General features: G+C 76.6%; 11 protein-coding genes. 5 read left to right on the top strand and 6 right to left on the bottom strand.

Features of this window, described 5'->3' with window-relative positions; translation table 11 throughout:
* Positions 1-245: 245 nt before the first annotated feature.
* Positions 246-2,576 (bottom strand): AfsR/SARP family transcriptional regulator, encoded by a 2,331-nt coding sequence (locus IE106_RS18290; RefSeq protein WP_189535339.1) that lies wholly within the window; start codon positions 2,574-2,576, stop codon positions 246-248.
* 242 nt (positions 2,577-2,818) lie between these two features.
* On the opposite strand from IE106_RS18290, the gene istB reads away from it, so the two are divergent.
* A complete protein-coding gene (istB, locus tag IE106_RS18295) occupies positions 2,819-4,129 on the top strand; it encodes an IS21-like element helper ATPase IstB (protein WP_229840600.1) in 1,311 nt (436 codons plus the stop codon).
* An 89-nt stretch (positions 4,130-4,218) separates the two neighbouring features.
* On the opposite strand, the gene IE106_RS18300 is transcribed toward istB, so the two are convergent.
* Complete coding sequence (locus IE106_RS18300; RefSeq protein WP_189535341.1) at positions 4,219-4,632, bottom strand: organic hydroperoxide resistance protein; 414 nt, start codon at positions 4,630-4,632, stop codon at positions 4,219-4,221.
* Between the two features lie 98 nt (positions 4,633-4,730).
* Here IE106_RS18300 and IE106_RS18305 point away from each other — a divergent pair, with 98 nt between their 5' ends.
* The gene (locus IE106_RS18305; protein WP_189535342.1) at positions 4,731-5,240 is read left to right on the top strand and encodes a MarR family winged helix-turn-helix transcriptional regulator; all 510 of its coding nucleotides are present in this window, start codon (positions 4,731-4,733) and stop codon (positions 5,238-5,240) included.
* A gap of 90 nt (positions 5,241-5,330) precedes the next feature.
* Here the strand turns inward: IE106_RS18305 and IE106_RS18310 are convergent, their stop codons facing one another.
* The 3 genes from IE106_RS18310 to IE106_RS18320 form a co-directional block, all read right to left on the bottom strand.
* On the bottom strand, positions 5,331-6,668 hold the full coding sequence (locus tag IE106_RS18310) for a carboxyl transferase domain-containing protein (RefSeq protein ID WP_229840579.1): 1,338 nt from the start codon (positions 6,666-6,668) through the stop codon (positions 5,331-5,333).
* Positions 6,661-8,133: an acyl-CoA synthetase gene (locus IE106_RS18315; protein WP_189535345.1), complete on the bottom strand. Its 1,473-nt coding sequence runs from the start codon at positions 8,131-8,133 to the stop codon at positions 6,661-6,663. Before IE106_RS18315 ends, IE106_RS18310 begins: the two co-directional genes overlap by 8 nt.
* Positions 8,134-8,254: 121 nt before the next feature.
* The gene (locus tag IE106_RS18320; RefSeq protein WP_189535347.1) at positions 8,255-9,298 is read right to left on the bottom strand and encodes a rod shape-determining protein; all 1,044 of its coding nucleotides are present in this window, start codon (positions 9,296-9,298) and stop codon (positions 8,255-8,257) included.
* A gap of 227 nt (positions 9,299-9,525) precedes the next feature.
* On the opposite strand from IE106_RS18320, the gene IE106_RS18325 reads away from it, so the two are divergent.
* Positions 9,526-9,774: an SCO4226 family nickel-binding protein gene (locus IE106_RS18325; protein WP_189535349.1), complete on the top strand. Its 249-nt coding sequence runs from the start codon at positions 9,526-9,528 to the stop codon at positions 9,772-9,774.
* A 149-nt stretch (positions 9,775-9,923) separates the two neighbouring features.
* Positions 9,924-10,742, top strand: coding sequence for an SCO2400 family protein (locus tag IE106_RS18330; protein ID WP_189535351.1), 819 nt, complete (start codon positions 9,924-9,926; stop codon positions 10,740-10,742).
* Between the two features lie 4 nt (positions 10,743-10,746).
* Here the strand turns inward: IE106_RS18330 and IE106_RS18335 are convergent, their stop codons facing one another.
* Complete coding sequence (locus IE106_RS18335; protein ID WP_189535353.1) at positions 10,747-11,184, bottom strand: MarR family winged helix-turn-helix transcriptional regulator; 438 nt, start codon at positions 11,182-11,184, stop codon at positions 10,747-10,749.
* A 90-nt stretch (positions 11,185-11,274) separates the two neighbouring features.
* Between IE106_RS18335 and IE106_RS18340 the strand changes: the two genes are divergently transcribed.
* Positions 11,275-12,294 carry an NADP-dependent oxidoreductase gene (locus IE106_RS18340; RefSeq protein WP_189535355.1) on the top strand — a complete coding sequence of 340 codons (1,020 nt, stop codon included), beginning with the start codon at positions 11,275-11,277 and terminating at the stop codon, positions 12,292-12,294.
* Positions 12,295-12,325: the final 31 nt, after the last annotated feature.

The raw sequence follows: 12,325 nt of genomic DNA on the forward strand, positions 1-12,325 counted from the left end.
CGGTCCCATCATGGCCAGCCTGCAAATGCGCCGGTCAAGTCCACGCCCGACGCAGGGCCGATTTCTCGTCACGCCTGTCCTGAGCTGGGTAAAGGGCGGACGACATCGAAATGGAACCGAATGGAAAGAGCTGCCGCGGGGTGACGTCGGGGTGACGGGTGAAAGGTGCCCCGACGGCCGTGGAAAGTCCGTCCGGGAAAGGGGGCCGAGCGCGGTGCGCGGGTGTTTCGCGGTGACCGGGGCGGTCAGGGCACCACCGGGTGGTGCGGCAGGTCCTCGTCGGGGAACGCCGCCGTGGGGTGCGCCGGACCGGTGGCCGAGACCACTGCGTCCGCCTCCACCGCGCGCTCCGCGGCGAACAGCCGCACCAGGCCGTGCAGCCGGTAGCGCGGCCCGCCGGGGCCGTCCGGGCCGACGGCCTCGACCAGCCGGACGTCCACCAGCTGCTCGACCGCCGCCTCCGCCGCCTCCCGGCCGGCGCCGAGCAGCCGCGCCACCGCCCGGTCGGCGACCTCCGGCACGGGCAGCAGGGCGAGGCGGCGCAGCAGCCGCCGGGCGTCGGGGCCGACGGCCTCGTACGACGGGGCGATGCGGGCGCGGACCGCGACGCCGTCGTGCTCCAGCTCGTCCAGCCGCCCCCGCGCGTCGGCCAGCCGGGCGGCCATCCGGTCCAGCGTCCAGTGCGGCTTGGCCGCGAGCCGCGCCGCGACGACCCCCAGTGCGAGCGGCAGCCGTCCGCAGAACTCCACGACGCGCCGGGCCGCTTCGGGCTCCGCGGCGAGACGCGCCTCCCCGGCGCCGTGCCGCAGCAGCTCCAGGGCCTGCTCCGGCGGCAGCAGGCCGGGCTCCACCCCGAGCGCGGCGAACGGGGACGCCACGCGCGCGCGGCCGGTGACCAGCACGGCGCAGCTGCCGGTACCGGGCAGCAGGGGCCGGATCTGCGCGGCGGACGCCGCGTCGTCGAGGACGACCAGCACCCTCCGGTCGGCGAGCAGCGCCCGGTACGTCTCGGCGCGCGGCTCCAGCCCGTCCGGGAGCGCGGAGGCCGGCGTGCCCAACTGCCGCAGGAACCGGCCCAGGACCTCCTCCGGCGCTGCCGGCCGCGGGTGCGTGCCGCGCAGGTCGACGTAGAGCTGGCCGTCCGGGAAGGCGGGGCGGAGGAGGTGGGCGGCGCGGACGGCGAGCACGGTCTTGCCGGTCCCGGCCCCGCCCGTCACGGCGGCGACGGGGACCTGGCCGGTGGCCGCCGGGGACAGCGCCCCGGTGAGCGCGGCGACCTCGCGCTCCCGGCCGACGAACGCGCGCAGGTCGCCGGGGAGGAGGCAGGGTCCGGCCGGCGCCCGCCCCTCGGCCGCCCGGACCGGCCGGTGGGGACCGGCCGGTCCGGGCGCCGGGTGCGCCGGGTGCGCCGGGGTGGCGGGCGGGGGCGCCGGGAGCGGGTCCCGGTGCCGCGGGGCGGCGGGCGGGGGCGGTGTCCGCCGGGCGAGGGCCGGCAGCCGGGGCGTCCACGACGGGGGCAGCAGGGCCGGGCGCGGCTCCGGGGGTCCCGCGGGCGCGGGGCGGGGCGGTGCCGGCCGGGCGGGGGAGGGGGCGTGCGGCCCGGGGCGCGGTACGTCGCCGGGGGCGGCCGGGGCCGTACGGGCGCCCCCGCCGGCCTCCCGGAGGGCCTCGCCGTCCGCGCCGCCGGGGTGCCCCTTCCCGGGCGGCGCGTCCCCGGGGTGCCCGTCCCCGGGCGGCGCGTCCCCGGGATGCCCGTCCTCGGGGTGCCCGTCCCCGGGCGGCGCGGAGGTCCGGGGGGCGGGGGACCGGGGCAGGGTGCCGCGCAGGATCTCCCTCTGGATGCGCCGCAGTTCGGGGCCGGGCGCCGTGCCCAGCCGTTCCTCGAACAGCCGGACCGTGTCCCGGTACAGCCGCAGCGCGTCCGCCCGCCGCCCCGAGCGGTACAGGGCGGTCATGAGCTGGGCGCGCGGCCGCTCGGAGAACGGGTGCTCCTGGACGAAGGCGGCCAGCTCCGAGGTGACCCGCTCGTGCCGGCCCAGCGCCAGGTGCAGCTCCGCCCACTTCTCGCGCAGCGCGACCCGCTCCTCCTCCCAGGCCCGCACCTGCGGGCGCCAGGCCCGCCGGTCCATCCCGCCGAGCAGCGGCCCGCGCCACAGGGACAGGGCGCGGTGCAGCAGCGCGGCCGCCTCCTCCAGCCGGCCGTCCGCCGCGCAGGCGTCCGCCGACGACCGCAGTCGCCGGACGAGCGCGGTGTCGAGTTCCGCGTCGCGGGCGGTCAGGGCGTAGCCGGGCGGCACGGTGAGGATGCGCCGCGCGTCCGCGCCGGCCCGGCCCAGGCGCCGGCGCAGCAGCGACACGCAGACGGCGACCTGGTTGGCGGGGTCGGCGGGGAGCCGGCCCTCCCAGATCCCCTCGGCCAACTCGGCCACCGGCACCGTATGGTTGGCGTGGAGCAGGAGCAGGGCGAGGGCGTACCGCAGGCGGGGCGCGGTGAGCGGGAGCAGCCGGCCGGCGACGCGGACCTCCAGCGGCCCGAGAAGCCGGAACTCCACCGCGGCGCCCGGGAATTGCCCCATCCTCCTGTCGCCTCCCTCATCGATGGTTCGCGCTTTCGAACCACTGTCGATGGGTCGAACGCCCATCCGGCGACATTCGCACAACATGCCCGCGGGTGCCACAAGGGATCCACGGACAGAGACAGGGCCGTCCATTCTGTCCGACTGGATGTCTATTCATCACAACGGGTGGTGGGAATTCAGATTTTCTGTCGCTTCACACAAGAATGGCGAGTCCCGTCACCTCGCAGGAGATGCAGGAGATGCCGGTGTCCCGTCACGGTCCGTCGTCCTCGCCCCCCATGCCCCCCGCCCCCTCCTCCCCGTCCGCCGCGTCGCACATGACGACGCTCGGGTACGCGCTGTTCGCCACGCGCTGGCTCCAGGCGCCGCTGTACTTCGGCCTGGTGGCCGCGCAGGGCGTGTACGTCTACAAGTTCTTCAACGAGCTGTGGAAGCTCGTCGGGCACGTCCTCAGCGGCCAGGTGGACGAGACCCACGTCATGCTGGCGGTGCTCAAGCTGGTGGACGTGGTGATGATCGCCAACCTGCTGATCATGGTGATCGTCGGCGGGTACGAGACGTTCGTCTCGCGCATCGGCCTCCAGGGCCACCGCGACCAGCCGGAGTGGCTGTCGCACGTCAACTCCAACGTCCTGAAGGTGAAGCTGGCGACGGCGATCGTCGGGATCTCGTCGGTGCACCTGCTCCAGATGTTCGTGGACGTGCACCACACGCCGGAGCACGACCTGCTGTGGGGCACGGTGATCCACATGGCGTTCATCGTCTCGGCCCTGATCCTGGCGTACATGTCCGGTCCCATGGCGGCGCACGAGCACGGCGCCAAGGGGGACCTGGGGGACGTCCCGGCGGACGGCTCCGGTGCGGGCGGCCCCGCCCGGGGCGGCGGCGCGGACACCGCGGCGGCCCTCGTCCCGCGGCAGGCCGGGCCGGTGCGGGCCGCGGCCGGGGCGGAGGCGCGGATCGAGGCGGCCGGGTTCCCGGCCCGCAAGGAGCTGGAGGCGTTCGACGCCGCGCACCTGCGCGCCCCCGATCCGCTGGTGCTCGACCGGCTGGGCCGGCTCGACTTCGTCGCCCGCCGGGAGAACGTCGTGTTCCTCGGCGGCCCCGGCACCGGCAAGACGCACCTCGCGGTCGCCCTCGGCGTGCGGGCCTGCGAGGCCGGGCAGCGGGTCCTGTTCGCCACCGCCCCGGAGTGGGGCGCCCGCCTCCGCCGCGCCAAGGCCGCGGACCGGCTGGCCGACGAGCTGGCCGCGCTGGACGCGTACGCGCTGCTCGTCGTGGACGAGCTGGGCTACGTCCCCTTCGACGCGGAGTCCGCGAACCTCTTCTTCCAGCTGGTCGCGCACCGCTACGAGCGGGCCTCGCTGGTCGTCACGAGCGACCGCCCCTTCGGGCGCTGGGTCGAGGTGTTCGGGGACGCCGGCACCGCCTCCGCGACGGTGGACCGGCTCGTCCACCACGCCGAGGTCGTCGCGCTGGAGGGCGAGAGCTACCGCACGCGCGGGCTGACCGGCGCGGCGTCCGGGGGGTGGGCCGCGCTCGACGCGTGAGGCGCCGTACGGCGCGAGGGGCCCCGGACCGGTCGGGTCCGGGGCCCCTCGCGCCGTGCCCCGCGCCGGCGTCCGCGCCGGCCGGCGCGTCACTCGACGACGAGCTCCACCTCGATGTTGCCGCGCGTCGCCTTGGAGTACGGGCAGTACGCGTGGGTCTTCTCCAGCAGGTCGCGGCCCGCCTCGCCCTGGAGGTGGTCCGGCAGCTCCACGCGCATCACGACCGCGAGGCCGAAGCCGCCGTCCGTGTCCTTGCCGATGCTCACCTCGGCGGTGACGGAGGCGTCCTTGACGTCGATCTTCTCCTGGCGGCCGATCGCGCCCATGGCGCTGGCGAAGCAGGCGGCGTAACCGGCGGCGAAGAGCTGCTCCGGGTTGGTGCCCTGGCCGTTGCCGCCGAGGGCCGCGGGGAAGGCGAGCGGCAGGTCTATCCGGCCGTCGGAGCTGACGGCGCGGCCCTCGCGGCCGTTGGCGGTGGCGACGGCGGTGTACAGGGCGTCCATGCGGATCCCCGTCCTTTCGGTCGTGGGGTCTGTCGCCATTATTTATAGCAATCAATTCAGTTGTGCACAACTCAATTGGGTGGAGGTAGCCTGGTGGCATGCATCACACGGATTCGCACGGAGGCGTACGGGACGAAGACCTCCTCCGCCTCGACCACCAGATCTGCTTCTCGCTGCACGCCGCGACCCGCGCCTTCAACGGCGTCTACCGCGTCGCCCTCAGGGAACTGGGCCTCACCTACCCCCAGTACCTGGTGATGCTGGTGCTGTGGGAGCACGGCGAACTGCCCGTCAAGCGCATCGGCGAGCACCTGCGCCTCGACTCCGGCACGCTCTCCCCGCTGCTGAAGAGACTGGAGGCCGCCGGGTACGTGGAGCGCCGCCGCAGCCTGCGGGACGAGCGGTCCGTCACGGTGCGCCCCACCACCTCCGGCGCGGCCCTGCGGGAACGGGCGCTCGGCGTGCCCCGCCGGATGGCGGAGGTGACCGGGATGGACCTGGAGGAGGTCCGCGACCTGCGCACCCGGCTGCGGGACCTGGCCGCCGCCCTGGACGAGGCGGCCCAGGCCCTCGACGGCGGCGGTGGCACGGACGGCGGAGCCCGGTAGGCCCCCCGGCGGCCGGCGGGACCCCGGGGCCGACAGGCCGCCGGCCGCCGGGACCCCGGGGGACCGGGCCGGCCGCGCCCCCGCCGTGCCTCACACGACGCCGCGCACGACCCCCAGCTCCACCAGGTCCTGCGGCCGCAGCCGCAGCTGCTCGGCCGTGTGCGGGACCTGCTCCGGCGGGCGCTTCAGTATCGCCGCGGCCGCCTCCGGGGCGATCACCGAGAAGTAGCTGTCGCGCGTCGCCCAGGTGTTGCCGGGCGCCGCCAGCGCCAGAGCGCCGCCCGAGCCGCCCTCCCCGACGACCAGCGTGGTCACCGGCACCCGCGCCGCGGCCACCGCCGCGAACGCCTCCGCGATGGCCGGGCCCGCGCCGGCCCGCTCCGCCTCCGCGTCGTTCGCCGCGCCCGGCGTGTCCACCAGGGTGAGCACCGGCAGGCCCAGCCGGTCCGCGAGCCGGATCACCCGCGCGGCCGTGCGGTACCCGGCCGGACGCGTCGCCGTACCGCACTGCGCCGCGTACGCGACGCCGTACCCGTCGCGCAGCCCGATCCCGCACAGCATGCCGGGGTCCGTGCCGCCGCACCGGTCGCCGACCAGCGGCAGCCGCCGGTCGAAGTACGCCTCCAGGTACGCCTCCGCCCGCGGCCGCGCCGCGTCGCGCGCCCGCCGCACCGCCTCCCAGCCGCTCTCCGGCAGCCCGCCCGCGCCGCCCGGCGGCGACGGCGGGGGCACCGCCGCGGGCGCCGGCCGGGCCAGCGCGGTGAGCCAGTGCCCCAGCGCCGTGCGGAGCCCGCCGGCCGGCACCACCGCGTCGACGTGCCCCGCCGCGAGCTGCCCCTCCGCCGTGTACGCCGCGGGGTCCGCGTCCGCGGGCCGCACCCGCGCCCCGGCGAAGCCGACCTGCGCGCCGGGCAGCGCCAGGACGACGTCCGCGCCCGCCCCGACCGTCGCCCAGCCGCCCCCGGTCGCCGGGTCGCGCAGCACGGAGACGTGCGGCACGCCCGCCTCCCGCGCCAGCACCGACGCGCGGGCCACCCGCTGCAACTGCGTCAGCGCGACCATGCCCTCCTGCATCCGGCTGCCGCCCGTCGCCACCAGGGACACCAGCGGCATGCCCCGCTCCCGCGCCAGCCGGTACGCGGCGCACAGCCGGTCGCCGGCGCGCTCGCCCAGCGACCCGCCGAGGAAGCCGAACTCGAAGGCCAGCACCGCGCACCGCACCCCGGACACCTCGGCCTCGCCGAACACCACGGACTCGCTCTCGCCGGTCCGCTCCGCCGCCCGGGCGCGCGCCGCGCCGTACCCGTCCCACGCCAGCGGCCCGTCCGGGGCGGCGGACGGCCCGGCCGGGGGCGGGGCGTGCTCCGTGAACGCGTCCACCGCCAGCGCGATCGCCGCGCGCGCCGTCAGCCGGGCCGCCTCAGCCACGCAGGGCCCGCTTCATGACCTTGCCCATGTCGTTGCGGGGCAGTTCCGCCAGGTACCGGACGGCGCGCGGCCGCTTGTGCGGGGCGAGCTGCGCCGCCACGTGGTCGGCCAGCTCCTCGGCCGCCGGGGGAGCGACCGGGTCCGCCGGCACGACCCACGCCACGACCCGCTCGCCCAGGTCCGCGTCCGGCTCGCCGGCCACGGCGGCCTCCCGCACGCCCGGATGGGCGAGGAGCACGTTCTCGATCTCCCCGGCGCCGATCTTGAAGCCGCCGCTCTTGATGAGGTCGGTGGCCCTGCGCCCCACGAGCCGCAGCGAGCCGTCCGGGTCCCGCACGGCCATGTCGCCGGTCCTGAACCACTCCCCGTCGAACGCGGCGGCCGTGGCGTCGGGCCGGTTCAGGTAGCCGGTGAACAGGTTCGGGCCGCGCACCTGCACCTCGCCGATCGTCTCCCCGTCGTACGCGGTGAGCGGCGTCCCGTCGTCCCGCACCAGCCGCAGCCCGACGCCGCGCAGGGGCGTGCCGACGGAGCCGGGGCGGTGCGCCGGCCCGGTCCCGCGGGGGTCCACCCGCACGGAGCACAGCATGAGCGTCTCCGTCATGCCGTACCGCTCGACGACCCTCCGCCCCGTCGCGGCGGTGATCCGCTCGTGGTCGGGCAGCGGCAGCGCGGCGGAGCCGGAGACCAGCAGCCGGGCGCCCGCGAGCGCCCCGGCCAGGTCCTCGTCGGTGTCGAGCGCCTCCGCGATGCGGTGGTACATCGTCGGCACGCCGAACAGCATGGTCCCGCCGTCCGCCAGCTCGCGCGCCACGCCCTCGGGGGTGAACCGCCCGAGGTGCCGGACGCTGCCGCCCCGGCGCAGCGGGCCGAGGACGCCGAGGACGAGCCCGTGGACGTGGAACAGGGGCAGGGCGTGGACCAGGACGTCGTCCGCGGTCCACGCCCAGGCGTCGGCGAGGGCGTCGAGGGACGCCGCCAGGGCGCGGCGGGGCAGGACGGCGCCCTTGGGCGGGCCGGTGGTCCCGGACGTGTAGACGACCAGGGCGGGCGCCTCGGCATCGGGTTCGGCGGGCGGCCGCGCGTCCGGGCCAGCGCCTTCGCCCGCGTGGGGCGCGACGTCGACGCGCGGCAGGCCGGCGAGCGGGGCGGGCAGGTCGTCGCCCGGCGCGGCGAGCACCAGGGCGGGCGCGCTGTCGGTGACGATGTGCGTCAGCTCGCGCGCCCCGGTCCGCGGGTTGAGCGGTACGGCGGGGACGCCGGCGAGCAGCGCGGCGACCACCGCGACGGCGGTCTCGGCCGAGGGCGTCGCCCACACCGCGACCCGCCGGGCGCCGGCCAGACGGGGCACCAGCGCCGTGGCGGCCGCGCGGAGCCCGCCGTACGAGAGGGAGCGCTCACCGAACCGCAGGGCCGGACGGGGGTCGTCCGGGCCGGCGGCGAGCGCCGGAAAGAGGGAACTCACGGGTCGTCCTCCTCGCATTGCTGCACGGGCTGTCCCGCCATGGTCCCAGCAGTCGGTGGGCCTCCCGCGGGCGGCCCGCGCGGCGGGGGGTCCGCCGGGCCGGCCGGGACCGGCGGCGGGCTCAGCGGGTGCCCGCGAGGGGGTCCAGCACGAGCGGCTCGACCCGGCCCTCCAGCATCTCGCCCAGCCCGAGGACCGCGCAGACGTCCGGGTGGTCCGCGATCTGCACCGGCATCCCGGTCGCGTCGCGCAGCATCTGGTCGAGGCCGGGGAGCCGCGCGCTGCCGCCGACCATCGTGATCCCGCGCTCCGCGAGGTCCGCGACCAGGTCGGGCGGGCAGTCGCGCAGCACCCTGCCGATGCCGTCGAGCACGGTGGTGAGCGGCGTGTGGATGGCCTGGCGGACGGCGGCGGTCTCCACCACGACCGAACGCGCCAGGCCCGTGGCCACGTCCCGGCCGTGGATCTCCGTGGAAGCGGGGCCCTGGGCGGTGAGGCCGTTGCCATGCAGGGCCAGGTGGAGCGGCCGTACGGACTGGCTGGGCAGCATCAGCTGGTGCTGGTGGCGCAGGTACTGGATGACGGCGTGGTCGATGGCGTGACCGCCGATCGGGATGCGCTCGGCGGTGACGATCGAGCCCAGCGACAGCACCGCCACCTGGGTCGTCGCCGCCCCGCAGACCAGGATCATGGTCGCGGTCGGCTGCGCCACCGGCAGCCCGCAGCCGATCGCCGCCGCGATCAGGGTGTCCACCAGCTCGACCCGCCGGGCCCCCAGCCCCACCAGCGTCTCGACGGTCGCGCGCTGGGCGAGCGGGTCGCAGTCGTGCGGGATGCAGGCGGCGGCGCGCAGCAGCGGCTTGCGGCGCAGCTGGCGGCGGAGCCTCTCGCCGAGCAGGCTGCGGAGCATCCGCTGCGCCATCTCGATGTCGACGACGCTGCCGCCCGACGCCGGGTGGACGACCCGGATGTAGCCGGGGGTGCGGCCGGTCATCCGCTCGGCGAACTCGCCGACCGCGATCAGCCCGCCGGTACGGGTGTTCACGGCGGCCACGCTCGGCTCGTCCACGACGAGCCCCGCCCCCTTCACGAAGACGCGGGTCCTGGCGGCCCCGAGGTCGACGGCGACGTGGCAGCGGCGCAGCTGCTCAAGACTGACGGTCACGGCGGATCCTCCCGGGAGCGGTGTATGCCTGCATCGTCCGGCCGCCCGGAGCGCCGCGCGCGCTGGGCTGAGCCGGTCGGGCGTACGGACCTGACGGTGGGTCAGGCCGGGGGCGGGTCCGGGAGGGGCGGCGCGCGGGTGGGGCGGCGCCGTCCCCGCGCGCCGCGCGGGTGGGACGGGCGCACCATGGGAGGGGGGCCACACGACCGGACGGAGGTGCGGGCGCCATGGGCACGTACATGGACGTTCACCACGGGTTCGAGGGCATCACCGGGGAGCAGCTGCGGGCGGCGCACCAGGCGGACCTCGACAACGAGAAGAAGGAGGGCGTGCACTTCGAGCGGGCCTGGGCCGACCCCGAGTCCGGAACCGTGTACTGCCTGTCCACGGGGCCCTCGAAGGAGGCCGTGCAGCGCGTCCACGAGGTCGCCGGGCACAAGGCCGACGAGATCCACGAGGTGCGGATCGAGGTCTGAGCGCACCCGCGCCCGCACACGCTCCGTACGCGTCCACGCACGTCCGGCGCGCCCGGGCCGCAGGGCGTCCCGGACGGGGTCCTTCCACACAGAACCCTCACATGGCCTCCCGGTCGTGGTACCCGTATGGCGCATAATCTGCGGGCGCCATGGATTACTGCCACGAGTGCCGGCGGCACCTCAACGGGGCCCTGGCCTGCGCCGGGTGCGGGAGGCCCGCCCAGGAGCTGCGGCACGACGACCCCGCGACGCCCGCGGCGGACCACGTCTTCGAACTGGCCCGGGACGAGGAGGCGCCGCCCGCGCCGTCCCGCCGTTCCCCGGCGCCCGGCCGCGCCCGGTCGCGCCGCGCCGCGCGGACGGCCCGGGCGGCGAGCGGCCGCCGGGCACGCCGGCGGCGCGGCCGTGCCGTCCTGATCGCGGTGACCGGCCTCGTCCTGGCGGCGGGCGCCCTGAGCCTGGCCGAACTGGCGGTGGAGGGCGGCGGGGGGCCGGCGACCACCGTGCGCCAGGAGGACGTGGCCCTGCCGGCGCCGCTGCCCGACCCCTCCCGGAGCAGGGACCCCGCGGCCGACCCCGGCGAGGTGGAGGCGACCCCCTCCGCGTCGGGTCCCTCCGGCGACCCGTCCGCCCCCTCCGGGGACGGCACCGGTGACGCCTCCGGCCCGCCCGGGGCCGCGGCCTCCGCGTCCGGCGACGGCGACGGAACCGGTGGCGAGACCGGGTCCGGGCCCGGCTCCGACGGGACCGGCGAGGGCGGCGACGACGGGCCGGAGGACCCGGTGGACCAGGACGCGTCCCCGTCCGCCCCCGCGTCGTCCCCGTCCGGCTCCCCGGCGCCCGGCGGCGAGCCGGACGCGCCGCCCACCGCGACCGCCGGGCCCACCCCGGCGCCGTCGCCCACCCCGACGCCGGCCCCCGAGCCGCCGCCGGAGGAGTGCACCCGCTGGCTCTGGTGGTGCGTCTAGCCGGTCACGGCGTCGCCGGCTCGCCCAGCATGCGGCGGAGGAGGTCCCGCAGCAGGGCCCGCTCCGCCACGGAGAGGCCGGCCAGCGGCTCCCGGGCGAAGTCCAGGGCGTCCCGCAGCCGGCGCGCGGTGGCCCGGCCCTCCTCCGTCGGGGCGGCCAGCTTGACGCGGCGGTCGGCGGGATCCGGTCGCCGCTCGACGAGGCCGCGGGCCTCCAGGCGGTCGACGATGCCCGTCACGTTGGACGGCTCGCACCGCAGTGACACGGCGATGCGCCGCATCGGCAGCGGCTCCAGCGCGAGCAGGCTCAGGACGCGCGCCTGCGCGCCGGTCAGCGAGTGCTGCGCGGCGGCGTGCTCGTACTCCTCGTGGTAGCGGGCCACGACCGTGCCGATGAGTTCCACGACCTCGAGGGTGAGCGGGTCTGTGCGTGTACTGGCCATGCCCACCAGCCTACCCATTTACTTGACAACCTGAAATATCGAGGAGCATGGTTGTTTCAGTTCGTGAAACATCTCCTGGAGGCACGCAGCATGTCCGCACTCCCGACGTCCGGCCGTGAATGGCACCTCGTCTCCCGCCCGAACGGCTGGCCCACCCCGGAGGACTTCGCGCTCCGCGAGGTGCCCGTCGCCGCGCCCGGCGAGGGCCGCATCCTCGTCCGCAACCTCCACTTCTCGGTGGACCCCTACATGCGCGGCCGGATGAACGACGTGAAGTCGTACGTCCCGCCGTTCCGGCTCGACCACCCCATGGAGGGCGGCGCGGTCGGCGAGGTCGTGGCCTCCGAGGCCGAGGGCTTCGCGGTCGGCGACCACGTCCTGCACGGCCTGGGTTGGCGGGAGTACGCCGAGGTGGAGGCGAAGCGCGCCGCCAAGGTCGACGCCTCCCTCGCGCCCCTCACGGCCTACCTGGGCGTGCTCGGCATGACGGGCCTGACCGCCTACGCGGGCCTCTTCGAGACGGCCTCCTTCAAGGAGGGCGACGCCGTGTTCGTCTCCGGCGCCGCCGGTGCCGTCGGCAGCCAGGTCGGCCAGATGGCCCGCCTGAAGGGCGCCTCCCGCGTGATCGGCTCGGCCGGCTCCGACGAGAAGGTCAGGCTCCTGGTGGAGGAGTACGGCTTCGACGCCGCCTTCAACTACAAGGACGGCCCGGTGGCCCAGCAGCTGAAGGCCGCCGCCCCCGACGGCATCGACGTCTACTTCGACAACGTCGGCGGCGAGCACCTGGAGGCCGCGATCTCCTCGCTGAACGTCCACGGCCGCGTCACCATCTGCGGCATGATCGCCCAGTACAACAACACGGAGCCCACCCCCGGCCCGCGCAACCTGGCGCTGGTCATCGGCAAGCGGCTGCGCCTCCAGGGCATGCTGGTCGGCGACCACTCCGCCCTCCAGCCCCGCTTCGTCGAGGAGGTCTCCGGCTGGCTGCGCTCGGGCGCCCTGAAGTACAACGAGACGATCGTCGAGGGCATGGAGAACGGCGTGGACGCCTTCCTCGGTCTGCTGCGCGGCGACAACACCGGCAAGATGATCGTTTCGCTCACCCGCTAGGCTCCCCCCAGGCCGTCGCGATCGTGGGCGC

The organism is Streptomyces roseolilacinus (genome assembly GCF_014649335.1).
Classification (GTDB): Bacteria; Actinomycetota; Actinomycetes; order Streptomycetales; family Streptomycetaceae; genus Streptomyces; species Streptomyces roseolilacinus.

Coding starts and splice junctions, on each gene's coding strand:
- IE106_RS18330 (WP_189535351.1), top strand. CDS start 9,924: ATGGATTACTGCCACGAGTGCCGGCGGCACCTCAACGGGGCCCTGGCC.
- IE106_RS18305 (WP_189535342.1), top strand. CDS start 4,731: ATGCATCACACGGATTCGCACGGAGGCGTACGGGACGAAGACCTCCTC.
- IE106_RS18300 (WP_189535341.1), bottom strand. CDS start 4,632: ATGGACGCCCTGTACACCGCCGTCGCCACCGCCAACGGCCGCGAGGGC.
- istB (WP_229840600.1), top strand. CDS start 2,819: ATGCCGGTGTCCCGTCACGGTCCGTCGTCCTCGCCCCCCATGCCCCCC.
- IE106_RS18325 (WP_189535349.1), top strand. CDS start 9,526: ATGGGCACGTACATGGACGTTCACCACGGGTTCGAGGGCATCACCGGG.
- IE106_RS18335 (WP_189535353.1), bottom strand. CDS start 11,184: ATGGCCAGTACACGCACAGACCCGCTCACCCTCGAGGTCGTGGAACTC.
- IE106_RS18290 (WP_189535339.1), bottom strand. CDS start 2,576: ATGGGGCAATTCCCGGGCGCCGCGGTGGAGTTCCGGCTTCTCGGGCCG.
- IE106_RS18340 (WP_189535355.1), top strand. CDS start 11,275: ATGTCCGCACTCCCGACGTCCGGCCGTGAATGGCACCTCGTCTCCCGC.